Raw genomic sequence first — 25641 nt, forward strand, 5'->3', positions numbered from 1 at the left:
ATAAGTAGACATTTAACGCCATAAATCAGGAGAAATGCCCATGAGCAAAAAGATTGCAGTGATCCTTTCCGGCTGTGGCGTGTACGACGGCGCTGAAATCCATGAAAGTGTTATCACGCTGCTGCGCCTGGATCAGCGCGGCGCTCAGGTTCAGTGCTTTGCCCCGGACATCGCGCAGCTGCATGTGATCAATCACCTCACGGGCGAAGAAATGCCCGAGTCGCGCAATGTATTGGTGGAGTCGGCGCGCATCGCCCGAGGCGAGGTGAAAGACATTCGCGAGGCCCGCGTGGAAGAGTTCGATGCGCTGGTCGTGCCCGGCGGTTTTGGCGCGGCGAAGAACCTGTCGAACTTTGCCATCGAAGGCGCCGGTTGCAGCGTCAACCCGGACGTACTGGCACTGGCCGAAGCCTTTGCCGAAGCAGGCAAGCCCGTGGGGCTGATCTGCATCTCGCCGGCCCTGGCGGCAAAAATCTACGGCCCTGGCGTGACCTGCACCATCGGCAACGACGCCGACACCGCGGCCGCCCTGGACAAGATGGGTGCCACCCACCAGGAATGCGCGGTAGACGAAATCGTCGAAGACAAGGCGCGCAAGCTGGTGAGCACGCCGGCCTATATGCTGGGCAAAAACATCAGCGAAGTGGCATCGGGGATCAACAAGCTGGTGGACCGGGTGCTGGAGCTGACCCACGAGAGCGACTGAATGGGCGACACCGATTAAAAATGTGGGAGCTGGCTTGTGTGGGAGCCAGCGTCCACACAAGCCAGCTCCCACAACTTGACCGCCAGTACCTTCAGGAAGCCGCCACCCGGCGCTTATCGGCCAACCGGCTGCGGCTGTACAGCACCACAATCGCAATGATCGCCACGGCCTGGGCACTCAACGAATACGCATCGGCATGGATGCCCAGCCAGTCGAAGTCAAAGAACGCCACCGGCCGGGTGCCGAAGATGCCCGCTTCCTGCAACGCCTTCACGCCATGCCCGGCAAATACCACCGACAGCGCGCACAGCAACGCCGCGTTAATCCCGAAGAACAGCGCCAACGGCAGCTTCGCCGAGCCGCGCAGGATGATCCACGCCAAGCCCATCAACAGCACCAGCGCCGTGGCGCCACCGGCCAGTACCGCGTTATGCCCGGCAGGACCGGCTTGCAGCCACAGGGTTTCGTAGAACAGGATCACTTCGAACAGTTCGCGGTACACCGAGAAGAACGCCAGGACCGCAAACCCAAAACGCCCACCACCGCCGACCAGGCTGCTCTTGATGTAGTCCTGCCAGGCGGCCGCGTGGCGTCGGTCGTGCATCCACACCCCGAGCCACAGCACCATCACGCTGGCAAACAGCGCCGTACAGCCTTCGAGCAGTTCACGCTGGGCGCCGCTGACGTCAATCACATACGCCGCCAGGGCCCAGGTCGCCGCACCGGCGACCAACGCCAGGGCCCAACCGACGTTGACACTGCGCACCGCCGATTGCTGGCCGGTGTTACGCAAAAAGGCCAGGATTGCCGCCAGCACCAGAATCGCTTCCAACCCTTCACGCAGCAGAATCAGCAAGCCCGAGATGTAGCTCAACGACCAGCTCAGGCCGTCGCCGCCCAACAGGCCGGCCGCTTCAGTGAGTTTGCCCTTGGCCACGTCCAGGCGCTGCTGGACCTGCTCGATCGGCAAACCATCCTGCAACGACTGCCGATACGCCATCAGGGCTTTCTCGGTGTCCTTGCGCACGTTGGCATCGACGTTGTCCAGGGAGCTTTCCACCAGCTCGAAGCCTTCCAGGTACGCCGCTACCGACAGGTCGTAGGCCTGTTCGTGCTCACCGCTGCGGAACGCTGCCAGGCTCTTGTCCAGGGTGGCAGCGGTGTACTCCAGCAACTGCGCCGGGCCACGCTGGACCTGGGGCGGCTGGGCGCGCTGGGCGCGGAACACCCGGACCGCGTCCGGCCCCTCGGCGGCCAGCACTTCTTCCGGGGTCTGGCGTGCCAGGTCGGCCAGGTTGAAGGATTTTTCGCTTTTCGCGGCGGCCGGGTCGGCAGTAAAGCCGGCGATATAGGTGGCCAGGTCCCAGCGCTGCCGGTCATCCAACTGGTCGGCGAACGACGGCATGTCGGTGCCTTCGACGCCCAGGCCCAGGGTGTTGTAGATACCGTAGAGGCTCAGACGGTCCAGACGCTGGGCATCGCGCAGGTTGGCCGGCGGTGGGGCCATACCGACACCGGCCGGGCCATCGCCCGCACCGGCGTCACCGTGGCACACCGAACAGTGCTGGGCGTACAGCGGCGCACCGCGCGTAGGGTCCGGGGTAATGGCCGGCGCCTGGCTGACCTCATAGGCGGCCGCCAGTTGCGCACCCAGTTGACGCGCCTGGCGCGCTACCGCGTTGCCATCCTGGCGGTTAGTGACAGCGGCCAGCAGCTCATCGACGCCTTTGACCAGGCTCGCGCGCTCGGGCTTGTCGGGCAGCTCTGCCACCAGCCCCTGCAACACGCCGAGAAACTCCACCTGTTCGCGGTATTCGGAGTCGTCGACCACCTTGCCCGCCTCCACCGTCGGCGGATAGTCAGCGCCAATGTAGTCCAGTAAATGCAGGGCCTGGGGCGCACCCTCTGCGGTAGCAGCCAGCAGATTGAAGCTGCACGACACCAACGCCGGCAGCAACAGCCAGGCGAGAAAACGGGAGGGGGCAGTCATGAATGAATCCCAAATGGAAACAAGAAGTAACACATTGTCGAATGTTAATCGGTTTGACTCAAGACGTTAGTGCTTTGGCCGCTGAAATGACTCGCTCAGGTAGGGGCCAACCCTCAAATAAAGCAGCGGAAAAGCCATTGTTTTGCCAGTAACGAGGCCTATAATGCGCCGCCTTCGTTATCGCGAAACGGCATTTAGGCTCCTCTTTTTATGAGGGATGTGTGGGAAAAGGTTTTTCCTGCACTTGGTTATTTGGCCCGACCAGCCCCTTCGGCCGATTACGCTCAGGGAAGCAGCACCTCAATGGCATCTCGCGTCTTTACCTCCCTTGCCCTCGCGGCACTCACGCTGCTGTCGGGCTGTTCGATGTTCCGCAGCTACGACACTGAACTGCAAGCCACCAACCAGCAGTTGGCCAGCGGCAATGTCGATGGCGCGCTGACCCTGCTGGAGAAGAACAACAGCAGCGAAGACAAAGACCTTCTCTACTACTTCGAAAAAGGCGAGTTGCTGCGGGCCAAGGGCGATCTGACCGGCAGCCAGGCGGCTTGGCACCGGGCAGACCTGGTGGTGTACAAGTGGGAAGAGTCGGTCAGGTTCGACACCGAGCGCTATCTCGCGCAATTCGGTAGCTTCCTGGTCAACGACAAGGTGCGGCGCTACGAAGGGTATGACTATGAAAAAGTCATGCTCACCACCCAGATGGCGTTGAACCTGCTGGCCGTCAATGACTTCGACGGCGCGCGCACCGAAATCAAGAAAACCCACGAACGCGAAGCGGTGATCGCCGAACTGCGGGACAAGGAATACCTCAAGCGCGAAAACGAAGCCGAGCGCCAGGGCGTGGCCACGCAGTTCAAGGATCTGCGCGGCTATCCGGTGGAAAGTCTCGATGCGCCGGACGTGGTGGGCCTGAAGAACAGCTACCAGAGCGCGTTCAGTCATTACCTGGCCGGTTTCATCTACGAAGCCTTGGGCGAAAAGGACCTGGCCGCGCCGGGCTACCGCAAAGCCGCCGAACTGCGCCCCAATACACCGTTGCTGGAACAGGCCCTGCTCGACCTGGATGCCTCCCGCGTGGCAGCTGACGAAAGCGACGTGCTGATCGTAGTGCAGAGCGGCCTGGCGCCGGCCCGCGACTCGATCCGCCTGCCGTTGCCGATCCCTATCGACGGGCATTGGGTGATCACACCGCTGTCGTTCCCGGTGATCAAGCCAGACACTTCGACGGCCACCTTTGCGCAGATCGGCGTCGATGGTCGGCAGCAGAACCTCACGCCCCTCAACAGCACCACTGCAATGTCGCGCCGCGCCCTGCGCGACGACATGCCGGGGATCATCCTGCGTACCACCGTGCGCGCCATCAGCCGCGGCGTGACGCAAAAAAACCTCAACCAGACCAACCCGATGGCCGGCCTGGTGCTGGGCATCGCGTCCGCCGTCACCGAAGGCGCCGATACCCGCACCTGGCGCACCCTGCCGGACCTGACCCAGGTCACGCGCCTGCGCCTCAAGCACGGTGAGCACCAGGTGAGCCTGCCCAATGCCTTGGGCGGCACCCTGGTGACGGTCAAGGCCGAACAACGCCATCAGGTGATCACTTTGCGAGTGGTCGGCAACCAGGTCTTCACCAGCGGCGTGGCCGCCCATGTGGTCGCGAGCAACCCGGCCCAGGCCGTCGCCAGCCTCAAACAACCTTAAGGAGCACGCTATGCGTCATTTCATCCTCGGCGCCCTGGCGCTGATCTTCCTCGCCGGTTGCGCCACCCCGCCGCCGGAACCAGGCAGCGCCGCGAGCAAAGTCGTGGTGATGGGCAAGTTCAAGGGCATCGCCGTCGGCGCCATTCGGGTAGCCCGCGAGAACGGCTTCCTGACGGCCAAGGTGCAACTGAGCAACATCACCAGCAGCAACCAGATGATGTATTACCGCTTCGCCTGGCTGGGCGCCGATGGCTTCCCGGTGGGTGACGAAGAAACCTGGAAAGTGCTGAACCTCTACGCCAACCAGGCCACCTTCCTGCCGGCCATCGCCAACCTGCCCCAGGCCGCCGACTTCCGCCTTGAAGTCAAGACGCCTTGAGCCAGCCCCCTATTCAGTTTTCGAGAGACATTCCCATGTTTGTACGCTTTTCGTTCCTCGCCGTAGTCGCCGTCCTGGCCAGCGGCTGCGCCAACACCTCGCCGGTCATCGGCGGTAAAAATATCAGCTACGGCGACACCAAGGCCGTGGAACTGGTGACCAACGAGTTCGGTTCCACCGACCTGCAGATGATCGCCGAAAGCATGACCCGCTCCCTGGCGCAGTCCGGCATCCTCCAGGGCCGCCCGGTGGTGCAGGTGTATGACGTGAAGAACAAGACCAGCGAGTACATCGACACCCGCGAGATCACCACCTCGATTAAGACCCAACTGATGAAGACCGGCACCGCCCGCTTCGCCAGCGACAACACCGATATGCAAAGCCAGGTCGACCAGCTCAAGCTGCAAAACCAGAGCGGCCTGTACAAGAAATCCACGGTCAGCAAGACCGGCAACATGGTTGCCGCCAAGTACCGCCTGGAAGGCTCCATCAGCTCCATCGTTAAGCGCAGCGCCGACTACAAGGACGTGTTCTACAAGTTCAGCCTGCAGTTGATCGACGTCGAAAGCGGCCTGGCGGAATGGATGGACGAAAAAGAAATCCGCAAGACCACGGAGCGCTAAGCCATGCGTCCATGGATCGGCATCATCGCCCTGCTGTGCAGCGTTGGCGCCTGGGCGGCGCCGAAAATCGCGGTGACGGACCTGGCCTACGAGGCGCGGGTGGAGGAATACATCCACGCCGTCGCGGCGACCAATAACTTCCAGGCCAGCCCGTACAACGCCAGCGGTGCGTCCAGCTACACCGAGTTCGAGAGCCGCAACAGCTACATCGAACAGAGTGAGCTGCGTAAATTCAGCGGCGATATCAAGGGGGAGATTCTCAAGTCGCGCCAGTTCCAGTTGGTCCAGGGCACGCCCTACACCAGCGAGGCCAAGGGCGATGTGTACGACGTGATCAAGCGGATCAAGGCCGGCCACTTCAAGGGCGCCGACTATGTGCTGTTTGGTACTTTGTCGGATATCGACTTCACCCAGGACATCAACGCCCTGGATCGCACCAACAGCTATTCAGCGGTGCTGGGACTGGCGGTCGTGGCGGACTTCAGCCTGATCAACACCCGCACCTATGAAATCACCTCGGCGTTTACCGCCATGGGTGAGGGCCAGGACACCAAGCTGGTGAACAGTCGCGACGTGCGCGTCAGCCTGAGCCGGCCACGGGTGGTGAAGGAAGTGTCGAAAACCTTGGGTGAAGATGTGGCGCGCCAGCTGCAGGAGCAACTGGGCGGTGGCTACCAGGAGCCTGGGCAGCCGGCATTGCGCAACAACCTGCCAAGGGATGAGGCGCCGAAAATCCTGCACTGAAGCTCAATGGCTCGGCTAGCACACATCAATGTGGGAGCTGGCTTGCCTGCGATGCAAGCGCCGCGGTGTCACTGATACACCGCGGCGCTTGCATCGCAGGCAAGCCAGCTCCCACAGTTTTGATTGGACTTGTTCAGTCAGGCCGTGGCGCGATGCAGGCTGGCGAGGAAACCCGCAGCGCCCACGAACAACCCGGCAAACGTGCGGTTCACGCGTTTCTGCTGCTTGGGCGTGCGCAACAGGCGCAGCACCTTCGACGCCAGCCCGGTGTAGCCCGCCATCACGATCATATCCACGCCAATCATGGTCGCACCGAGGATCAGGTACTGAATCAGCAGCGGCGCCTGTGGGTTCACGAACTGCGGCAGCACCGCCAGCATGAACACCAGAGCCTTGGGGTTGCTGGCATTGACCAGGAAACCACGGAACATCATCGCCAGCGGCTTGCCGATCGGGCGGACTGGCCCGTCATCGCTCATGTCCATGGGCAGGGCGCGCCATTGCTTGACGGCCAGGTACACCAGGTACGCCACGCCAAACCATTTGATCGCATAGAACGCGGTTGAGGACGTCGCCAGAACGGCGCCCAGGCCGCCCGCCACCACGGCAATCTGCATCGCCAGGCCCAATTGCAGGCCAATGGCGTTCCAGTAACCGCGCAGGAAACCATATTGCAGGCCGCTGGACATGGAGGCGATGGCGCCCGCGCCGGGGGAGAGACTGATGATCCAACTGGCCAGGAAGAAGGCCAGCCATGTGTCGAGCGCCATTACACACCTCGTAGCAAATTCGTTGTCAGCACTAAGCTAACGCCAAGGACCGAGGGCTGGCTAGAGAATTTTTAAGGTAAAGGGCTGATATCGCTACCGCGCCAGCGGCGTACCGAGCGCTGGAAGAACAGGCTGTTGGGTACTTGCACCACGGCGCTGTCGGTGCCCGCTTCGGCCACTTCGATCAGCGTGGTGTACAGCAGGTTGATCGCGATCACCCGGCCTTTGACGCCGGGCTTGTCGACGGTGTCCACCAGCTCGACCACATCACCCAGGCGAAACGGCCCGACGGTGAAGATCAGGATCGCGCACAGCAGGTTGGACAGCACCGACCACATGGCAAAGAACGCTACCGCCGCGACGGCCACAAAACCCGAGAGCGCGGTCCACAGCACGGTGGCCGAGACCCCCAGGCGTTCGAGGACGAAGATCAGCGCACTGCCCATGATCAGCCAACGCAGGCCACCACGCAGGGGCATCAGCAGTTGCGGCGGAAACGGATAGCGCTCACCCAGGCGCGTCAGGCCCTTGGCGACGAAGCGCTGGGCCAGGTAACCGGCCAGCAGGATCAGCAGGATTTGCACACCGACCCACATCGGTTCGATCCATTGCGCCGGCAGTGGCAGCTGCAAGGCTTCCATCAGGACAGCGCCTCCAACTCCGCTTGCAGGCCTTCCAGCAGTTCGAGGGCTTCCATCCAGGTCTCCTCCAGTTGCCCTTCGCGCACCTTGAGCTTGGCCTGTTCGGCCAGCAGGTCGCGCAGCTCATCCTTGCGGGCCGCTTCGTACACCGCGCTGTCGCCGAGGCTGGTTTCGATCTTGGCCAGGCGTTCGTGGACCTTGCCCAATTCGGCTTCAAGCTTGTCGGCTTCGCGTTTGTGCGGTGCCAACTGCTGGCGCAGGGCCGCAGCAGCCTGGCGCTGGGCTTTTTTGTCGGTCTTGTCCGGGTTGACCGGGGTGTTGCTGACCGGCGCGTTGCGCAGACGGTAGTCGGTCAACCAACGGGCGTAGTCGTCCAGGTCGCCATCAAACTCTTCGACCTTGCCATCGGCCACCAGCAGGAAGTTGTCGGTGGTGCTCTTGAGCAAGTGGCGGTCGTGAGACACCACCAGCACAGCGCCACTGAATTCCTGCAGGGCCATGGTCAGCGCCAGGCGCATTTCCAGGTCCAGGTGGTTGGTCGGTTCGTCGAGCAGCAGCAGGTTGGGACGGTCCCAGGCGATCAGGGCCAGGGCCAGGCGGGCTTTTTCGCCGCCGGAGAAATTCAGCACCGGCTCGTCGATGCGCGCACCACGGAAGTCGAAACCGCCGAGGAAGTCGCGCAGGGTCTGTTCGCGCTCGGTTGGCGCCAGGCGTTGCAGGTGCAACAGCGGGCTGGCCTTGGCGTCGAGGGAGTCCAATTGATGCTGGGCGAAGTAGCCCACCACCAGGTTCTCGCCACGAGTCAGGCGCCCCGCCAGGGGTTGCAGCTCGCCCGACAGGTTCTTGATCAGCGTCGACTTGCCCGCGCCGTTGGGGCCGAGCAAGCCGATGCGCGCGCCCGGGGTGAGCTGCAGCTTGACCCTCTCCAGGATGGTCTTGTCGCCATAACCCAGGCGGGCATCCGAGAGGTCGAGCAAGGGGCTGGAGATTTTCACTGACTCGCGGAACACAAAGTCGAACGGCGAATCGACGTGGGCCGCCGACAGCTCTTCCATGCGTTCCAGGGCCTTGATCCGGCTCTGGGCCTGACGGGCCTTGGTGGCCTGGGCCTTGAACCGGGCGATGTAGCTTTCCATATGCGCGCGTTGCGCCTGCTGCTTCTCGAAGGCCTGCTGTTGCTGGGCCAGGCGTTCGGCACGGGCCCGCTCGAACGCGGTGTAGCCGCCGCGATAGAGGGTGATTTTCTTCTGTTCGACATGGGCGATGTTATCGACCACGGCGTCGAGGAAATCCCGGTCGTGGGAGATCAGCAGCAACGTGCCTGGGTAACTCTTGAGGAAATCCTCCAGCCACAGGATTGCATCCAGATCCAGGTGGTTGGTCGGTTCGTCGAGCAGCAACAGGTCCGAGGGACACATCAGCGCCTGGGCCAGGTTCAGGCGCATGCGCCAGCCACCGGAGAAGTCGGCAACCGGGCGGTCCATCTGTTCGTTGGTGAACCCGAGGCCGGCGAGCATTTTGCGCGCGCGGGCGTCGGCGGTGTAGCCGTCGGCACTGTCGAGTTCCGAGTGCAGGCGGGCCTGGGCGGCACCGTCCTGGGCTTTCTCGGCCTCGGCCAGGTCGTGTTGCACCTGACGCAGACGCAGGTCGCCATCGAGCACGTAGTCGATCGCGATGCGGTCCAGGGTGTCGATCTCCTGGCGCATATGGGCGATACGCCAGTCGGCTGGCAGCAGGCAGTCCCCGGAATCCGGGGTCAGCTCACCGAGCAACAGGGCGAACAACGTGGATTTGCCGGCGCCATTGGCACCGATCAGGCCGGCTTTGTGACCGGCGTGCAGGGTCAGCTCGGCGTCTTCGAGAAGACGTTGCGGGCCACGCTGTAATGTTAGGCTTTGAAGTCGGATCATAATGGCGGCGGAGTCTACCAGCTTCGTTGGCCGCTGGCTTGGGTGTGAACATGTGCGCTGACCTGTGGAGCTTTGCCCTCTCGACCTACGCCCGTACGGGCGCTGAAGATGCCTGCCTGCGCTTGCAGGAGCAAGGGGCGGATGTGTGTCTGTTGTTGTGCGGGCTGTGGCTGGAACAGCGCGGGGTGGCACTTGAACCTGGACGCGTGCAGGCGCTGCGAGCAATCGCCGGTCCCTGGCAGGCAGACGTTGTGGAGCCCTTGCGCAGGGTGCGCAAGCAATGGCGCGCCATGGCGCAGCAGGATGTGGGGCTGGGAGCGTTGCGCGAGCGGGTCAAGGCCCTGGAGCTGGAAGCCGAACAGCAGTTGCTGTTACGTCTGGAAGCGCTGGCACAGGCTTGGCCAACGGGAGAACGCGCCACGCATCAGACATGGCTTGAAGGACTGGCGACCGAAGCCGCCAACCTTGACCACGACGCGCTGCTTCAGCTGCGCGCCGCGGCCACCGGCACTTAGGAAGCGCTGGTTGGGGTGGTGCCTGGTGCTACCGGGGCAGGCGTGCTGCTGGCCGGTGCAGTGGTAGCGGCTGGCGCTGCCGGTGCGGCAGGAGTCGCTGGCTTGGCAGCTGCTGGAGCTGGCGCGGGTTTGGCAGCTGCAGGTTTGGCAACCGGCTTGGCTGCTGGTTTCGCAGCAGCAGGTTTGGCAGCTGGCTTGGCCGCTGGTTTTGCAGCAGCAGGTTTGGCAGTTGGCTTGGCCGCTGGTTTTGCAGCAGCAGGCTTGGCAGCCGGCTTGGCCGCTGGTTTCGCAGCAGCAGGTTTGGCAGCTGGCTTGGCCGCTGGCTTTGCAGCAGCAGTTTTAGCAACTGGCTTGGCGGCTGGTTTCGCAGCAGCCGTTTTAGCAACTGGCTTGGCGGCTGGTTTCGCAGCAGCAGTTTTAGCAGCAGGCTTGGCGGCTGGTTTCGCAGCAGCCGTTTTAGCAACTGGCTTGGCGGCTGGTTTCGCAGCAGCAGCTTTAGCAGCAGGCTTGGCGGCTGGTTTCGCAGCAGCAGTTTTAGCAGTTGGCTTGGCGGCTGGTTTTGCAGCAACAGTTTTAGCAGTTGGCTTGGCGGCTGGTTTTGCAGCAGCAGTTTTAGCAGCTGGCTTGGCGGCTGGTTTTGCAGCAGCAGTTTTAGCAGCTGGCTTGGCGGCTGGTTTTGCAGCAGCAGTTTTAGCAACTGGCTTGGCGGCTGGTTTCGCAGCAGCAGCTTTAGCAGGCGCTTTTTTAGCAGCAGGCTTGGCCGCAACTTTGGCCGGCGCCTTGGCCGCAACTGCCTTGGCTGGTGTACGAGTGCTCAACACTTTGGCCACAGCTTCTTTCACACGACCCACGCCCTGCGCCAGTTTCAGGCTCTCTTGGGCATCGCGCTTGAGTTGAAGGATGTAGGTGCGGGTTTCGGATTGACGATCCTTGAGGGCATCGAGCAAGTCCTCAAGTTCTTTGACGGCGCCCTTGGCTTTGGTTTGCGCCTTGGCTTTGCCGGCGGTCGCGGCGTCTTGCAGTTTAGTGCGGGATTTGTGCAGTTTTTCTTGAGCCTTGCCGCGTTGTTTTTCCAGCTTGGCGAGCAATTTCTCTGCATCAGCCAAGGCTTGGGAGCAAGCACTTTCCAAATGTTCGAGCAGGCTGCCCGAGAGTTGTTGGAGCAAGTGCAACGGGGTATTAACAGGCTTCTGTTTGGCCGACATGGTTTACCTCCTGGCTGACGTGGGTGCGGCTCATACTAGCCCTCTGCTCTTACCGCCGCTAGGGCATGTTGACAGTATCGAATGCGTTGCGTTGCACCGCACAAAAATTCTTATTGATATAACGAAAAACCGCTCCGGTTTTTGCCCATCCACACTGGCATAATCCACCGTACTTTCGGCTGGAGAACACCCATGTCGCGTTACCTTTTTTTCATCCTGGGTTTGTCGCTTTCAGTGGCCAACGCAAGTGAGCCGACGGCGTCCAAAGACAGCCACGATCTGGCCTACAGCCTGGGCGCCAGCCTAGGCGAACGCCTGCGCCAGGAAGTCCCCGACTTGCAGATCCAGGCCTTGCTCGAAGGTCTCAAGCAGGCCTATCAAGGCAAGCCCCTGGCCCTGGATGACGCACGTATCACACAAATTCTTGCCCAGCACGAAGCACAGGCCAGCGCCGAGGCCCAAGTGCCGCAAAGCGAAAAGGCCCTCGCCGCCGAGCAACAATTCATGTCCACGGAAAAAGCCCGGGCCGGCGTACGCGAATTGGCCGACGGCATCTTGCTCACAGAGTTGGCCGCCGGCAGCGGGAAAAAGCCGGGCGCCCGTGACAGGGTCCAAGTGAAGTACGTGGGGCGATTGCCCGATGGGACGATTTTCGACCAGAGTGCCCAGCCCCAATGGTTTCGCCTGGACAGCGTGATCAGCGGCTGGCAAAGCGCATTGCAACAGATGCCGGTTGGCGCGAAGTGGCGCCTGGTCATTCCATCGGCCCAAGCTTATGGCGCAGACGGTGCGGGTGAGCTGATCGCGCCTTACACGCCACTGGTTTTCGAGATTGAGCTGCTCGCAATCGGTAGCTGAACCCAACGAAAAACGGTGCGCCATGCGCACCGTTTTTTGTCTTGCCGCTGAGGCTCAAGCCTGGGTTGCAGGCTCTTCCTTGTGGGCGTTGTGCAGCACTTCGATCAGGCAGTCTTCCAGTTCGAAACGCTCATGGAGCAGGCCGCCCAGCTCTTTGAATTTTTCGGCAACGCACTTGCCTTTGTCGCAAAGGTCGTTAAAGGCCAGGAGTTTTTCGGTGATGACATCAATGCGCGGGTAGATAGTCTCGGCCAAGTCCAGGCCACGCTGGTCGTCGAAGGCCTCGGCCTCCTTGGTCAATTGCTCATAGACCCCGAAGTGACCTGCCGAGACGTAATCCACCAAGACACCACAGAAGTCCTGCAGAGATCCACGGTTCTCAGCCAGCGCTTCGGGCTTCTCACCGAGAGCATCAAAGGCTCGAACCAATTCGTGACGTGCCTTCAACCAGCTGTCGATCAGCTTATGCACACCACCCCAGCGTTCCTGAGCATTCTGACAACTTTCCAACATGATGATCTCTTCCCTTATGGGCGGTGCCGCTTTTGCCCGCGCAACACTTCGAGGATAAAGCGGCACCGGACAACGCCGCATCGAACAAACTGTTTCAATAACGCGTGCGGGCCAGATTATGCCCGCATGACTATGGCTTCAAGGTACGCAGACCAGAAAGTTCATACAAGTGTTTAATCCCATCCTACGAGCCAACAACCCCAATCAGTGCTTCACAAACCGCAAACCCTGACCGGACAACAGGCGTGAAAACTGCGTCCCTCCCAGGATGAGCATGGCAATGAAGAACAGCAGGCTCCATTCCGGGATGCTCAAGTCGAACAACGTCCAGTTGATTTCCACACAGTCGACGGTGCCCTTGAATGCCAGTTGCAGGGCTTGCCCCAGCGTCAGGTTTTCGATCATGTATTCCAGGCTTGGCCAGCAGTTGGGCATCTGGTCAGGCGGGATATTCTGCAACAGCACCTGGCGCACCGCTGTCACTGCGCCGAGCAATGCACAGCCCATGCTCGCCGCCCAATACAGGTAAATGCCCACACGCCTGGGGCCATGGAGCGTCGCTATCAGGTTGATCAGGGTGAACACCGCCAGCAGGCTGCGCTGGATCAGGCACAGGAAACAAGGTCGCAGCAATGCCCCATATTCCAGATAAAAAGACGCGCCCAACGTCAGCACACCGGCCATGAACGCCAGGAAGAACAAGGAGCGTGAGGGGGCCAAAGACATTGTTTATCCGCAACGCAAGAGATAGGTAGTTACGGTAGAGGAAAGACCTTACCCCTTTCAATACGCGCTGGAGCAGACGCTTCCGTGAGATCGCAGGGATATACCGTCAGAAGGTAGGTAACTTTGCGTGGCTCAGTGTGGGAAACCACCTCAGCCCCTGAAACGCCCCTAACCAAGGGGATTTGAAGGGCTGGCTGCCAGATGTTTCCCAGCCAACCCTTCAAAAAATCCTACGTCAAACCCGTGCAGGCACCGGCAGCGGTGAAGCCAGCAGACGGCTATCCAGCAGCCCAAGGCCTTCCTGGAACAGCTGATTACTGCGCTCGGTATCACCCAACTGCGCCAGCAACCGCGCCAACTCGGCGCAGGCCTCGGGGTTGCGCTGCACTTGCAGGCTGCTTTCCAGATAGTCCCGCGCCTTGCCCCACAAACTGTTTTGCAGGCAGAGCCGACCCAAGGTCAGCAACAGGCTGGCATCCCCCGGATGATCCTTGAGCCAACCTTCGGCGAATTTCAGCTGGCGTGCCGGATCGCTACCGCGCAACAGGCCATACAACCGGATCAGGTGGCTGTCATAACCGCGCTTGAGCGCCACACGCAACGCCTCTTCGGCCTTGGCATCGGCGCCCATCTGACGCAACTGCTCGGCATAGGCCAGCACCAGTTGGGGCTCCTGGCGCTGGGCCGAGGTCAACTGCTGCCAGGCCCGCTCAAGGGATTGCAGGCCGGCTTCACCGTGCTCTTCACGCTGGACCGCCAGGCTCAGGTTTTCACCCCAGGCCCGGCGCTCCAGATCTGCCAGTTCGGCGGCAGGCAGCACTTTGTCCTTGCGCAGTTCTGGCAACAGGCGGATCACCGAAGACCAGTCACCGCGCTGCTGGTGCAAGCGCTGGAGTTGACGCAATACCTGGGCGTTGTGCGGATGGCGTTCATGCATGGCCTGCAGCGTCACCAGGGCGGCGTCGGTGTCGCCACGGTCCATCTGCAACTGCGCGTGGCTCAAGGCGATGGCCAATTCGGCCTGGGGCTGACGCTCCAGGGCGCGCTCCAGCAGGCCGTCGGACTCTTCATAACGCCCCTGCTCGTTGGCGGCCCGGGCCGCGCCAAGGTAATACAGCAGCGGCTGGCGCTCGGCTTCTGCAGCACGGTGCAGGTGTCGCTCGGCGCTGGCCCAGCGGCCTTCCGCCAGGTCCATCTGCCCCTGCTCGATGGCGACCTGCACCCGTCGGCTGCGATTGCGGCGCGACCAGGGATTGACCACGCCACCAGAGGTTGTCACCAGCCCCAGCAGCACCCGCAGCAGATAGATCGCCAGGCCGACGACAAACACCGCCACCAGGGTCGACCACAGGCCAGACTCGTAATGCAGCACATGGGGATAGGTGATCAGCACATAGCCGGTGTGTTTCGAGATGCCTACCGCCAGCGCCAGGGCGAGGGCAATCGCCAGCACCAGGATCACATAGAAACGCTTCATCGGCTTTACTCCTGGGTCGCCGGCTTACCGGCGGAAGCCTTGGCTTCATCGGCAGACAGATGGCGGCGTTCAAGGTAAGCCTGCACCGCAGACAAGCTCGCGGCGAGGTCCGGGGTCACCACCGAGACGGCCTTGGGCTCAAGCTCGGTGATACGCGCCAACATGGCCTGGCTTTGCGGGTTGTCCTGGTTGAAGTTGTCTTGCAAGACGCTGCGCGCCTCGCCCAACGCACGGGCGTACACCGCCGGTTCGCCATTGAGCGCCGCCCATTGCGCCTGCTCCAGCGCCAGGCTCAGGGCCAGTCGCACCTGGTTCAAGCCTTGGCCTGCCAGCAGCGGGCGGATGTTATCGTCGGGGTTGAAGTCGATCCGGAAGTAGCGGGAGATCTGTTCCCACCATTGGCTCCAGCGACTGTCCGTGTCGGTGCTCGGACGGCCCTGTGGGCTCTCTTGCAGCTGATATTCCGGGGACACGGCGGCCAGTTGCACCACCTGGTCCCGCAGCGCCGCCAGTTGCAGGTACAGCCCGGTACGGTCTGGCTGCTCGACGCTGCGCAAGGCCGCCAAACTCTTGGCCAACTGCTCACGGGCGGCGTAGGAACCGGGATCGCTCTGCTCGCGCAGGATCTCATCGGCGCCCTGCACCAGCGCCTGGGCACTGTTGATATCCTGCAAGGCCGACAGGCGCAGGCTGGCCAGACGCAGCAGATGCTCGGCCTCGGCCAGGCGCCAATCCTTGCGGCTAGCGCCCAGGACGGTTTCCAGACGCTGATTCAGGCGTTGCTGGTCGCCCTGCAATTGCGCCACCAATCGACGGCGTTCTTCCAGCTCATCAGCACCCGGCAATTGCGCCAGGCGCGCGGCCAACTGCTGTTGTGCCTGCTCAATACCCTGGGATTGTTCATCCAGGGTACGCACCTGCCCCAACTGTTGCTGACTGCTCGCTTGCAGGGCCCGGACCTGCCAGAGCCCCCAGCCGCCGGCCGCAACACCGGCGGCACCGAGCAGCAAGGCGAAGACCGCCAGGCCGTTGCCACGGCGCGGCGCAGTGACCGGGGTCTCAACAGGCGCATCAAGCGCGGGCTGAGCTTCATCTTTAGGCAAGGCTGTTTCGCTCACGTGTCCATCCTTTGCGTTATTAGAGAGTGGGAACGGGCTGGCTCCGTAACGCCACTAGCAAAGCCGCGGCACTGGCACCGCGGCAATCCACAACTTTTTCCGCGCCCGCCGCCCGCGCCATTTCGGCGACGCGTGGGCTGGGCACGAACAACGGCAACTGTGCCACGCGTGGCCAATGGGCGCCGGCAAGGCTTTGCAAATGCAAAAAACCCTGCCCACTGCTGACCACCAGGCCGTTCAAGCGTTCCACAGCAATGCGCTGGGCGAGCACATCCGGGTCGTAGGCCGGCAGAAACCGACGATACAACTCCAGATAATCGACACTAGCACCTTGGCCGCGTAAACGCTCAGCCAGCAACTCTCGCCCACCCTGCCCGCGCAGGATCAATACCCGGGCATCGCCAATGGCGACAGCCTCGCGCAACCTGGGCACTTCAAGCAAGGCTTCGCTGTCATCCCCAACCTCGGGGTAGCTCACATCCAGGCCTTGGTCAGCCAGAACCTGGGCCGTTGCTGCGCCGACGCTGAACCATGGCAACGCCGGCACCGCTGGCGCGTACTGATCGAGCAATTGCAGCGCCACGCGCGCGGCCGGCTTGCTTACCACGATCACCGCGCAGTAGCGATCCAGGCCCTGGAAAACCGCCTGGTGCTCAGGAGTGATGGGCAAGGGTTCGGTTTCCAGCAACGGCAGGCAGCTGCTGAAGATACCGGCTTCGAACAACGAGGCCGCCAGGGCTGCCGATTCCTCGGCAGGCCGCGTCAGCAGCACACGCCAACCGGTCACTGCGGACCGGCCTCGCCATAGACTTTTTGCAGAATGGCGCCGGCGCCTTTGGCCAGCAATTCTTCGGCAACCTTCACACCCAGGCTGGCGGCCTCGGCTTGTGGCCCGCGGATTTCAGCGGTGAGCAGTAAACCACCGTCGGGATCGCCCACCAGGCCGCGCAGCCAGAGGTTGTCACCCTCAAGGACCGCGTAACAGGCGATCGGTACCTGGCAGCCACCGTTGAGGTGCTTGTTCAGGGCGCGTTCGGCGGTGACGCGAATTTCGGTTTGCTGATGATCGAGGGGCTTGAGCAGCGCCTGGATTTCACGGTCTGCGGTACGGCATTCGATACCGACGGCCCCCTGCCCACCGGCCGGCAAGCTGTCTTCGACACTGATGGCCGACGTGATGCGGTCTTCAAAGCCCAGGCGAATCAGGCCGGCCGCCGCCAGGATGATCGCGTCGTACTCGCCGGCATCCAGCTTGGCCAGGCGGGTATTGACGTTGCCCCGCAGGAAGCGGATCTGCAGGTCCGGGCGACGGGTCAGCAACTGGGCCTGGCGACGCAGACTGGATGTGCCGACGATGCTGCCCAGGGGCAACTCATCAAGGGAGGCGTAGGTGTTGGACACGAAGGCATCGCGCGGGTCTTCACGCTCGCAGATGCAATACAGGCCCAGGCCCTCGGGAAAGTCCATCGGTACGTCTTTCATCGAGTGCACGGCGATGTCGGCTTCATCCTCCAAGAGAGCGGTTTCCAGCTCCTTGACGAACAGCCCCTTGCCGCCGATTTTCGACAGTGGCGAGTCGAGCAGCTTGTCGCCGCGACTGACCATGGGCACCAGGGACACCGTAAGGCCCGGATGGGCTTGCTCAAGGCGGGCTTTGACGTATTCGGCCTGCCACAAGGCCAGGGCACTTTTACGGGTGGCGATGCGGATTTCGCGAGAGGACATGGATCAATCCGTACTGAATAGATACGGCAGATAATAACAGCTCAGGCAGAACCGCCTTGATTTGAATCAGCAAGTGCGGGGCCTCCCTGGCCGCGTCACTCCGGGATTCGGGGCATGCAGGTCGCTCAAGCCCTCGGGCTAAAGCTGCTGCATCATTTTGCGCACGCCTGCGACATGGCGTCGGCTGACGATCAACGCATCGCCGTTGAGCCCTTTGAGGAACAACTGGAAATGCCCCAGGGGCGTGCGTTGCAGGCGCTCGATACGCTCGCGGGCCACCAGCGCATTGCGATGGATGCGCACAAAGCGCTCGCCAAATTCGTCTTCCAGGGCCTTGAGCGGCTCATCGAGCAGCACTTCGCCGACCTCGTGGCGCAAGGTCACGTACTTGTGGTCGGCGATAAAATAAATCACCTGGTCCACGGGAATCAGCTCGATGCCCTTGCGGGTCCGCGCGCTGATATGGCTACGCGGGCCGTTGCCACTTTGCGCTGCGGGCTGGGTCAAGGCGCCGAGTTGGGCGCGATTGGGTCGCTCAGCCTTCTTCAAGGCCTTGAGTACCGCATCGGCAGCCACTGGCTTGACCAGGAAGCTGACACCGCTGGCCTCCAGGGCCTGCGAGGGAAACTCCTCTTCACTGGCACAAAGCACCAATGCCGGCGGCGACTCGCGCTCGCTCAAGCGGGCAGCTACCTGCAGGCCATCAAGGCCCGGCATGGCGATATCGAGCAGCACCACATCCGGCTTCAGGCTTTCGATCAAGGCCAATGCCTCGTCGCCACTGCAAGCGCTGGGTTCAAGGACACTGTATCCCTCAAGCTCACTGACCATACGGCTCAGTCGCTCGCGGGCTTGGGGTTCGTCATCAACGATCAGGACATTCATATTGCGCTGGATTCCTGCGTGAGTCTCGCACAAGGATAGCGTAGACAGGTGCGGTGACTTCCGTCACGGCGATCCACGCTAAGACTAGCGCGAGCGGCAAAAAGTGCCCCGAGAGCGACACCAATATTTACCCGGACCTGTTCAATACCGCCCATAACCCGATACCGCAGGGCATCGTCATAGGGTTTGCTGATACACAATATGAACACCCCCTCTACTTTAAGGTTAGCCTGGAGTTCGACCTCATTGCCTGGCATTGGTGCAGTGCACCCCTGTCAGTGCAACTGTAGACGCTCATGAAGACGACATTGCTCAATCGTCAAATATCGTTTCAATAAACATCCTTTGTTTACCTCAGGAACCGGCCGGGTTAAACCCCCGCGTCACTCCCACCTCCAGTCTCATCCCGGACGCGGCAGACGGCAAGGCACTTTGCCATCCAGCAAACAAATAAAAATGCCGACGCGGCGTATCAACGCCTCCATCAGCAACCCTGTTATTATCGGCGGCACACTTTCATGCCTCTTTTAAGCAGATCACGAGCGAATCCATGAGCACCGACAAGACCAACCAGTCCTGGGGCGGCCGCTTCAGTGAGCCCGTCGACGCCTTCGTCGCGCGCTTCACCGCCTCCGTCAATTTCGACCAGCGCCTCTATCGCCACGACATCATGGGCTCCATCGCCCACGCCACCATGCTGGCCAAGGTCGGCGTGCTGACCGATGCCGAGCGCGACAGCATCATTGACGGCCTGACCACGATCCGTGGCGAAATCGAGGCCGGTACCTTCGACTGGCGCGTGGACCTTGAAGACGTGCACATGAATATCGAGGCGCGCCTGACCGATCGCATCGGCGTTACCGGCAAAAAACTGCACACCGGGCGTAGCCGCAACGATCAGGTAGCCACCGATATCCGCCTATGGCTGCGCGATGAAATCGACTTGATCCTGGCCGAAATCACCCGCCTGCAAACAGGCCTGCTGGAGCAGGCAGAGCGTGAATCGGGCACCATCATGCCCGGCTTCACCCACCTGCAAACCGCGCAGCCTGTGACCTTTGGCCACCATCTGCTGGCCTGGTTCGAAATGCTCAGCCGCGACTACGAGCGCCTGGTCGATTGCCGCAAACGCGCCAACCGCATGCCCCTGGGCAGCGCCGCGCTGGCCGGCACCACCTACCCGATCGACCGCGAATACACCGCGCAACTGCTGGGTTTCGACGCCGTGGGCGGCAACTCCCTGGACGGCGTATCGGATCGCGACTTCGCCATCGAGTTCTGCGCCGCCGCCAGCATCGCGATGATGCACTTGTCGCGATTCTCCGAAGAGCTGGTGTTGTGGACCAGCGCGCAGTTCCAGTTCATCGACTTGCCGGATCGTTTCTGCACCGGTAGTTCGATCATGCCGCAAAAGAAAAACCCCGACGTGCCAGAGCTGGTGCGGGGCAAGAGCGGCCGTGTATTCGGCGCACTGATGGGCCTGCTGACCCTGATGAAAGGCCAGCCTCTGGCCTACAACAAGGACAACCAGGAAGACAAGGAACCGCTGTTCGACGCCGCCGACACCCTGCGCGACTCGCTGCGCGCGTTTGCCGACATGATCCCGGCGATCAAGCCCAAGCACGCCATCATGCGCGAGGCGGCCCTGCGCGGTTTCTCTACCGCCACGGACCTGGCGGACTACCTGGTGCGCCGTGGCCTGCCATTCCGTGACTGCCATGAAATCGTTGGCCATGCGGTGAAATACGGCGTGGATACTGGCAAGGATCTGGCGGAAATGAGCCTGGAAGAGCTACGCCAGTTCAGCGACCAGATCGAGCAGGACGTGTTTGCGGTACTGACCCTGGAAGGCTCGGTCAATGCTCGCAACCATATCGGCGGCACGGCTCCAGCCCAGGTCAAGGCAGCCGTGGTGCGCGGCCAGGCCCTGCTCGCCAGCCGCTAAAAGCATCGCAGGCAAGCCAGCTCCCACCTTTGACCGTGGCCTTCAATCACCTCGGTCAACTGTGGGAGCTGGCTTGTGTGGGAGCTGGCTTGCCTGCGATAGCATCACCTTAGTGTCACTGACACACCGAGGTGCCTGCATCGCGGGCAAGCCCAGCTCCCACATTTATTACTTCTTCGCCGCGACCATCGCCATAAAGGCCGGCATCGCCGCGTCCTTGTCCGCCGCCACTCGCTGGGCGTTGGGCAGGTCTTGCAGCGTCTTCAGCAAAGCCTTGGCCTTCGGCAACTCAGCCAGCAGATCCAGGCCGAACAGCTTCCCACCAACCGCGCACGCCAAGTCCACGCTGTACATGAAGTACACATCAGCAAGCGTAAAACGCTCCCCTGCCACATACGGCGCAAACTTGCCGTGCCGCCCCAGCGAAGCAACCCCTAACAGCAACTCGGCCTTGGCCTTGTCCTTGATCGCCTGCGGTACCGGCATGCCAAAGAACGCCTCGCCATAGCAAGCCCGGGCCGGCAGTTCGATGTACAACTCGATTTCCCTGCACAACGCCAACACCTGGGCACGCTGGAACGCATCGCCTGGCAGCAGGGCCGGGCCCGATTGCGTCTGTTCGAGGTACTCGAGAATCACGCTGGTTTCGTTGATAAAGCCGTTTTCCACCTTCAGCACCGGCACCTTGCCGCGCGGGCTCACCGCCAGGGCTTCAGGGGTTTGCCCGGCATAAAACGCCACTTCCTCGAAGGGCAGGCCCTTTTCCAGGAGCGCCAGCTTGACCATGTTGTAGTAGTTACTGACCGAAAATCCGTAGAGCTTGAGCATCACAAAGCCTCCAGGCCGTGCAGGGGTTGGCTGGTTAGGTTATAGAACGTGACGCGCCACCTGACCAGCAGCATCACCGGGCTGAATGGAGGTAGACTGGCGCCCTTTCCTGACAGGAGGCAGCCATGAGCGAGCCAACCGATATCGACAACGACGACGAAGAGTTCGCCGAATCCACCTTGACCCAAGCGATCGAAAACCAGATCGAAAGCGATAACCCGCCGGCGGCCAAGGCCACATTCAACAAGCTGACCCTGGTGGGCTACGAGCGCGAAGACATCCTGAACCTGATGGCTCACGTGCTGGCCGTGGAAATCGACGCGATGCTGGAAGAAGACCGGCCGTTCAACACCGACTGGTATGAAACCGCCCTGCGCGCCCTGCCAGAGCTGCCGCCGGAAAACCAGTAACCCTGCCCTTGCTCGCGAAAAACCTGAGCGCGCCGCGTTTCTCCAACTGCCCCGGGTCAACGTTAACGCTTTTCGCGAGCAAGCTCGCTCCTCCAGACTGGACAGTTCGCCCAAGTACGTTCACCTTAGGGGCTGCTAGCGTCTGACAATTCCTAGAACGTCTGGAGTCCTTATGTCGTATACCCCTGAGTTGGTTGCCGAACTGGAAATCCTTGCACTTTTCAACCTGGGCAGTTCCCAGGAAGGTCTGAAAGTCCATCAGACCGCTGCTCCCACTGCCATTGCTGCGGCCAAACGCCTGTTCGAGAAAAAACTGATCGACCAGCCAGATGGCGGCTACCTGACCAGTCTGGGCCGCGACGCAGCAGAACAAGCGCAAACACTGCTGACGATCCTGACCACCGCTACCACCAAAGAAGCCGCCTGACCCACCGTATCGCCCACGGAATCCTCTGTTCACGGATTCCGCGGGCACTTCTGCGCCGACGATAAAATTCTGGCGCCAAAAACAAATTCCCCTTAAACCTCCTACGATTCTGTCTGTAAACTCCTACACGGCCGCCCACGCCGGGCCTGCGAGCCGTTGAGTTCGACATGACCAGTACCCATGAAATCCGCCCTGACTTGGATGAAGGCATTGACCGCAAGGTACTGGCCCAACTGCGCTCGCGTTTCCTCACCCTCAATGCCGGCCGCATGGCCCGGGCTGTCGAAGGCCTGACGCCGCGCCAGCAAAGCGTGCTGGCACTGCTGCCGCTGTTTTTCCATGTCAATCACCCCTTGTTGCCTGGTTATGTTTCGGGCAGCACGCCGGCCGGTTTGTCGAATTTTGAACCGGATGCCCAGGTCCTGGCCGAAGCCCAGCGCCTGACCCGCTCGTTTTCCTACAAGCCACGCCACGGCAACCCGCCCACCCCGATCCACGGTCTGTTCCTGATGGGCAGCCTTGGCACACTGGCCCAGGCCGACCAGAGTGATATGGACGTGTGGGTCTGCCACGCCGCCGAGGTAAACGAGGCCGAGCTGGTCGAATTGCGCAAAAAGTGCCAGTTGCTGGAGGCCTGGGCCCTGAGCATGGGCGCCGAGGCGCATTTTTTCCTGATCGAACCCAGCCGTTTTGCTCAGGGCGGTCGCGATACCCAGCTCAGCTCAGATGACTGCGGCACCAGCCAGCACTATCTGTTGCTCGATGAGTTCTACCGCACCGCCATCTGGCTGGCCGGGCGCACGCCAATCTGGTGGCTGGTGCCAGTCTACGAAGAAGCGCGCTACGCCGAATTTACCCACGCGCTGATTTCCAAACGTTTTATCCGCGCCGACGAAACCCTCGACCTCGGGCACCTGGCCCATATCCCGCCGGGAGAATTTATCGGCGCCGGCCTGTGGCAGTTGTTCAAGGGTATCGAGTCACCCTACAAGTCGGTGCTCAAGCTGTTGCTCACCGAGGTGTATGCCAGCGAGCACCCCAAGGTGCAGTGCCTGAGCCTGCGTTTCAAACGTGCGGTGTTCGCCAACCAACTGGACCTGGATGAGCTGGACCCGTATATCGTGGTCTACCGTCGCATCGAAGAATACCTGCGCGGGCGCAACGAACCCGAGCGCCTGGAACTGGTGCGGCGCAGCCTGTACCTGAAGGTCAACCGCAAGCTCACCACCGGCCAGCGCGCCACCGGCTGGCAACGTGCGCTGCTGGAGCGCCTGGCCCATGAATGGGGCTGGGACCAGCGGCAACTGGCCCTGCTCGACAGCCGCAGCCAGTGGAAAGTGCGACAGGTCGCGTCCGAACGCCGCGCCCTGGTCAATGAGCTCAATTACAGCTATCGCTTCCTGACCCAATTCGCCCGCACCGAACAGACCGTGAGCCTGATCAACAAGCGCGACCTCAATGTGCTGGGCCGGCGCCTGTACGCCGCCTTTGAACGCAAGGCCGGCAAGGTCGAGTTCATCAACCCGGGGATTGCCCCGGACCTGGCCGAAGACACCCTCACCCTGGTCCACTCGCCTAATCGCAAGGAGCCGGGCCAGTACCATTGGGGCCTGTACAACGGCAGCCTGACGGCCCTGGAATGGGAGCACTTTGCGCCGATCAAACGCAGCCGCGACCTGCTGGAGATGCTCACCTGGTGCCATCGCAACGGCGTGATCGACAGCAGTACTCGCCTGGCCCTGCATCCGGGCACCAGCGATTTGAGCGAATTCGAGCTGTTCAATCTGCTGGGCAGCCTGCAACAGACCGTCGCCCTGCCCCTGGCCACGGTGGATGAGGAACGCCTGCTGCGTACGGCGATACCCGAGGAGGTGCTGTTGCTGGTCAACGTCGGCGTCGACCCGCTCAAGCACCACCGTGACTTGAATATCCTGATGACCACCGAGCGCACCGACTCCCTGAGTTACGCCGGCGTCAGGGAAAACCTGGTGTTGACCCTGGACCAGGTGACACTCAACAGCTGGAACGAGGTAATGGTCAGCCGTTACGAGGGCCCCCACGCCCTGCTCGATTGCCTGCGCGATTACCTGAATCAGTTACCACACGACCAACTGCCACGGCTGCGGGTGCGCTGTTTCTGCCATAACCGTGCGCAGTTCATTGCCCAGCGTGTGGAAGAGATTTTCGATACCGCGCAAAACCTGATGCTCAGCCAGCTCAACCACCGCTATCTGATCCAGGTGCAGCAGCACTATCACGTCATGGAACTGGCGCCGGGGCAGGCCAATCATGTGTCCCTGGCCAACCAGCAGGCGCTGGTGGAATACCTCTGTGAAGAACTGGCCAGCTACAGCCCGTTGCACCTGGATGCCATGGCCCTGGAAGACCATGATCTGGCAGCGCTGCTACCTATGGGCCAGGCGGATTGTGTGCAGGTGTTCTACCGCATCAATGACGGTTTCGCCGAGCTGTACGTGCTCGACGAATTCAACGCCCTCTGGCAACAGCGCCTGCCGTTTCATGATGAGCAAAGCTTGCTCGCCCCTTTGCAGCGCTTCCTGCAGTCGGTCATCTATCGTCGGGACGCGCTCTCACCGCTGGACCCGCAGCAGCCACTGGGGGCCGTGCAAACGCTGTATTACCAGCTGTTGCCATCGGCAAGCGGTCGGGCCCGTCGGGTCGAGCCACGACCGGCACCCCAGGTCCCGGCCAACAAACCGTTCTACGACGTGCAGGCGATTATCGGCAAGGGCGCGCCAGGCCAGGTAGGGATTACCCTGTACTGCAATCAGCGGGAGTTTTGTGAACTGGAATTTGGCGACCAGCTGTTTGCAGTGGTCGCCCAGGAGATCGTCGGGCAGCGTCGGGAAACCGAGCGCTATCGTTGCTACATCACCGACCTGGACCTGTCCGGGCTACTCGGTGATGTTCAAAGCCCAAGCAATCTCTACCTGCGCTACAAGGCCGAGTTGGAGCAGGCGCTCAACCAGGCCTTGAATCAGGTCTAGAGCGTGAATGCGCCGCCGTCTTTAGGCTGGCCTTCGACACTCAGCAGCTCAAGCTTGAGGGTCTTGCCACCTGGAGCGGGCCAGTCGATGTGCTGGCCAACCTGCAGGCCCAGCAGCGCACTGCCCACAGGGGCGAGGATCGAGATCTTGCCTTCGTCGGCATTCGCGTCCTTGGGGTAGACCAGGGTCAGGTGATAGTCCTTGCCGCTGCTTTGCTCGCGGCAATGCACGCTGGAGTTCATGGTCACGACACCGGCAGGCACTTCATCGTGACCAACCACGTCTTCAGCGCGGTCAAGTTCGGCTTGCAGGGCGATGACGCCTGGCAGTTTATCGTCCATACGGTCGATCAGTTGCTCAAGACGTTGCACATCGAGACGGGTGAGGATGATGGAAGGTGCAGTCATGATTGCGGCAGACTCCTTTTTTTCTGCACAAAAAAGCAAAACCCCGCCAATAAACGGCGGGGTTCTCACGGACCTCGATGAGTTGAGGTGTACCCGGACACTACCACAGCACACCAAATAAACAAGATGG

Annotated in this window: 25 protein-coding genes; 11 read left to right on the plus strand and 14 right to left on the minus strand. The window is 61.6% G+C overall.

What is annotated here, in order from left to right:
- The first annotated feature begins 40 nt into the window (after positions 1-40).
- Positions 41-706: an isoprenoid biosynthesis glyoxalase ElbB gene (gene elbB / locus JFT44_RS03900; RefSeq protein WP_057440464.1), complete on the plus strand. Its 666-nt coding sequence runs from the start codon at positions 41-43 to the stop codon at positions 704-706.
- A 91-nt stretch (positions 707-797) separates the two neighbouring features.
- Here elbB and JFT44_RS03905 read toward each other — a convergent pair whose 3' ends face one another.
- The gene (locus tag JFT44_RS03905; RefSeq protein WP_057960962.1) at positions 798-2696 is read right to left on the minus strand and encodes an FTR1 family protein; all 1899 of its coding nucleotides are present in this window, start codon (positions 2694-2696) and stop codon (positions 798-800) included.
- 303 nt (positions 2697-2999) lie between these two features.
- Here JFT44_RS03905 and JFT44_RS03910 point away from each other — a divergent pair, with 303 nt between their 5' ends.
- From JFT44_RS03910 to JFT44_RS03925, 4 genes are read left to right on the plus strand one after another with little or no spacing between them, the layout of a single operon-like run.
- Complete coding sequence (locus JFT44_RS03910; protein ID WP_057440465.1) at positions 3000-4397, plus strand: COG3014 family protein; 1398 nt, start codon at positions 3000-3002, stop codon at positions 4395-4397.
- Positions 4398-4407: 10 nt separating this feature from the next.
- Complete coding sequence (locus JFT44_RS03915; protein WP_029289599.1) at positions 4408-4776, plus strand: YcfL family protein; 369 nt, start codon at positions 4408-4410, stop codon at positions 4774-4776.
- A gap of 35 nt (positions 4777-4811) precedes the next feature.
- Positions 4812-5399, plus strand: a complete 588-nt coding sequence (gene lpoB / locus JFT44_RS03920) for a penicillin-binding protein activator LpoB (protein WP_057960964.1) — start codon at positions 4812-4814, stop codon at positions 5397-5399.
- Positions 5400-5402: 3 nt separating this feature from the next.
- Complete coding sequence (locus JFT44_RS03925; protein ID WP_057440467.1) at positions 5403-6143, plus strand: hypothetical protein; 741 nt, start codon at positions 5403-5405, stop codon at positions 6141-6143.
- A 137-nt stretch (positions 6144-6280) separates the two neighbouring features.
- Here the strand turns inward: JFT44_RS03925 and JFT44_RS03930 are convergent, their stop codons facing one another.
- From JFT44_RS03930 to JFT44_RS03940, 3 genes are all read right to left on the minus strand, one after another.
- Positions 6281-6913 carry a LysE family transporter gene (locus JFT44_RS03930; RefSeq protein WP_057960965.1) on the minus strand — a complete coding sequence of 211 codons (633 nt, stop codon included), beginning with the start codon at positions 6911-6913 and terminating at the stop codon, positions 6281-6283.
- Positions 6914-6984: 71 nt separating this feature from the next.
- Entirely contained in the window at positions 6985-7554 is a 570-nt protein-coding gene (locus JFT44_RS03935; RefSeq protein ID WP_120734326.1) for a mechanosensitive ion channel family protein, read from the minus strand.
- Entirely contained in the window at positions 7554-9464 is a 1911-nt protein-coding gene (locus JFT44_RS03940; protein ID WP_198791878.1) for an ATP-binding cassette domain-containing protein, read from the minus strand. Before JFT44_RS03940 ends, JFT44_RS03935 begins: the two co-directional genes overlap by 1 nt.
- A 50-nt stretch (positions 9465-9514) precedes the next feature.
- Here JFT44_RS03940 and JFT44_RS03945 point away from each other — a divergent pair, with 50 nt between their 5' ends.
- Positions 9515-9979, plus strand: a complete 465-nt coding sequence (locus JFT44_RS03945; RefSeq protein WP_198791877.1) for a TIGR02444 family protein — start codon at positions 9515-9517, stop codon at positions 9977-9979.
- Here the strand turns inward: JFT44_RS03945 and JFT44_RS03950 are convergent.
- Positions 9976-11184 (minus strand): AlgP family protein, encoded by a 1209-nt coding sequence (locus JFT44_RS03950; protein WP_198830366.1) that lies wholly within the window; start codon positions 11182-11184, stop codon positions 9976-9978. The two genes, JFT44_RS03945 and JFT44_RS03950, sit on opposite strands and share 4 nt — an antisense overlap.
- A 192-nt stretch (positions 11185-11376) precedes the next feature.
- Between JFT44_RS03950 and JFT44_RS03955 the strand changes: the two genes are divergently transcribed.
- Positions 11377-12042 carry an FKBP-type peptidyl-prolyl cis-trans isomerase gene (locus tag JFT44_RS03955; protein WP_057960977.1) on the plus strand — a complete coding sequence of 222 codons (666 nt, stop codon included), beginning with the start codon at positions 11377-11379 and terminating at the stop codon, positions 12040-12042.
- A 54-nt stretch (positions 12043-12096) separates the two neighbouring features.
- On the opposite strand, the gene JFT44_RS03960 is transcribed toward JFT44_RS03955, so the two are convergent.
- From JFT44_RS03960 to JFT44_RS03990, 7 genes are all read right to left on the minus strand, one after another.
- Positions 12097-12555, minus strand: a complete 459-nt coding sequence (locus tag JFT44_RS03960; protein ID WP_057440472.1) for an Rsd/AlgQ family anti-sigma factor — start codon at positions 12553-12555, stop codon at positions 12097-12099.
- A gap of 204 nt (positions 12556-12759) precedes the next feature.
- The gene (locus JFT44_RS03965) at positions 12760-13281 is read right to left on the minus strand and encodes a disulfide bond formation protein B (RefSeq protein ID WP_057440473.1); all 522 of its coding nucleotides are present in this window, start codon (positions 13279-13281) and stop codon (positions 12760-12762) included.
- 235 nt (positions 13282-13516) lie between these two features.
- Positions 13517-14758: a heme biosynthesis protein HemY gene (locus tag JFT44_RS03970; RefSeq protein ID WP_198830367.1), complete on the minus strand. Its 1242-nt coding sequence runs from the start codon at positions 14756-14758 to the stop codon at positions 13517-13519.
- 5 nt (positions 14759-14763) lie between these two features.
- Positions 14764-15876, minus strand: coding sequence for a uroporphyrinogen-III C-methyltransferase (locus tag JFT44_RS03975; protein ID WP_057960978.1), 1113 nt, complete (start codon positions 15874-15876; stop codon positions 14764-14766).
- A gap of 19 nt (positions 15877-15895) precedes the next feature.
- The gene (locus tag JFT44_RS03980) at positions 15896-16663 is read right to left on the minus strand and encodes a uroporphyrinogen-III synthase (RefSeq protein WP_198830368.1); all 768 of its coding nucleotides are present in this window, start codon (positions 16661-16663) and stop codon (positions 15896-15898) included.
- Complete coding sequence (gene hemC, locus JFT44_RS03985; protein ID WP_198830369.1) at positions 16660-17601, minus strand: hydroxymethylbilane synthase; 942 nt, start codon at positions 17599-17601, stop codon at positions 16660-16662. Before hemC ends, JFT44_RS03980 begins: the two co-directional genes overlap by 4 nt.
- Positions 17602-17739: 138 nt before the next feature.
- Positions 17740-18486 carry a LytTR family DNA-binding domain-containing protein gene (locus JFT44_RS03990; protein ID WP_057440478.1) on the minus strand — a complete coding sequence of 249 codons (747 nt, stop codon included), beginning with the start codon at positions 18484-18486 and terminating at the stop codon, positions 17740-17742.
- A gap of 550 nt (positions 18487-19036) precedes the next feature.
- On the opposite strand from JFT44_RS03990, the gene argH reads away from it, so the two are divergent.
- On the plus strand, positions 19037-20431 hold the full coding sequence (gene argH, locus JFT44_RS03995) for an argininosuccinate lyase (protein ID WP_115129266.1): 1395 nt from the start codon (positions 19037-19039) through the stop codon (positions 20429-20431).
- A gap of 168 nt (positions 20432-20599) precedes the next feature.
- Here the strand turns inward: argH and JFT44_RS04000 are convergent, their stop codons facing one another.
- On the minus strand, positions 20600-21259 hold the full coding sequence (locus JFT44_RS04000; protein ID WP_115129267.1) for a glutathione S-transferase family protein: 660 nt from the start codon (positions 21257-21259) through the stop codon (positions 20600-20602).
- Between the two features lie 125 nt (positions 21260-21384).
- Here JFT44_RS04000 and JFT44_RS04005 point away from each other — a divergent pair, with 125 nt between their 5' ends.
- The 3 genes from JFT44_RS04005 to JFT44_RS04015 all read left to right on the plus strand — a co-directional run bounded on the left by JFT44_RS04005 (position 21385) and on the right by JFT44_RS04015 (position 25104).
- Complete coding sequence (locus tag JFT44_RS04005) at positions 21385-21669, plus strand: hypothetical protein (RefSeq protein WP_057440482.1); 285 nt, start codon at positions 21385-21387, stop codon at positions 21667-21669.
- Positions 21670-21841: 172 nt separating this feature from the next.
- Positions 21842-22096: a TIGR02647 family protein gene (locus tag JFT44_RS04010; RefSeq protein ID WP_057440483.1), complete on the plus strand. Its 255-nt coding sequence runs from the start codon at positions 21842-21844 to the stop codon at positions 22094-22096.
- 167 nt (positions 22097-22263) lie between these two features.
- Entirely contained in the window at positions 22264-25104 is a 2841-nt protein-coding gene (locus tag JFT44_RS04015) for a class I adenylate cyclase (protein WP_169960071.1), read from the plus strand.
- Here JFT44_RS04015 and rnk read toward each other — a convergent pair.
- Positions 25101-25511 carry a nucleoside diphosphate kinase regulator gene (gene rnk / locus JFT44_RS04020; RefSeq protein WP_057444204.1) on the minus strand — a complete coding sequence of 137 codons (411 nt, stop codon included), beginning with the start codon at positions 25509-25511 and terminating at the stop codon, positions 25101-25103. The two genes, JFT44_RS04015 and rnk, sit on opposite strands and share 4 nt — an antisense overlap.
- Positions 25512-25641 lie beyond the last annotated feature (130 nt).

Source organism: Pseudomonas sp. MF5691 (assembly GCF_016405645.1).
Taxonomy (GTDB): domain Bacteria; phylum Pseudomonadota; class Gammaproteobacteria; order Pseudomonadales; family Pseudomonadaceae; genus Aquipseudomonas; species Aquipseudomonas shahriarae.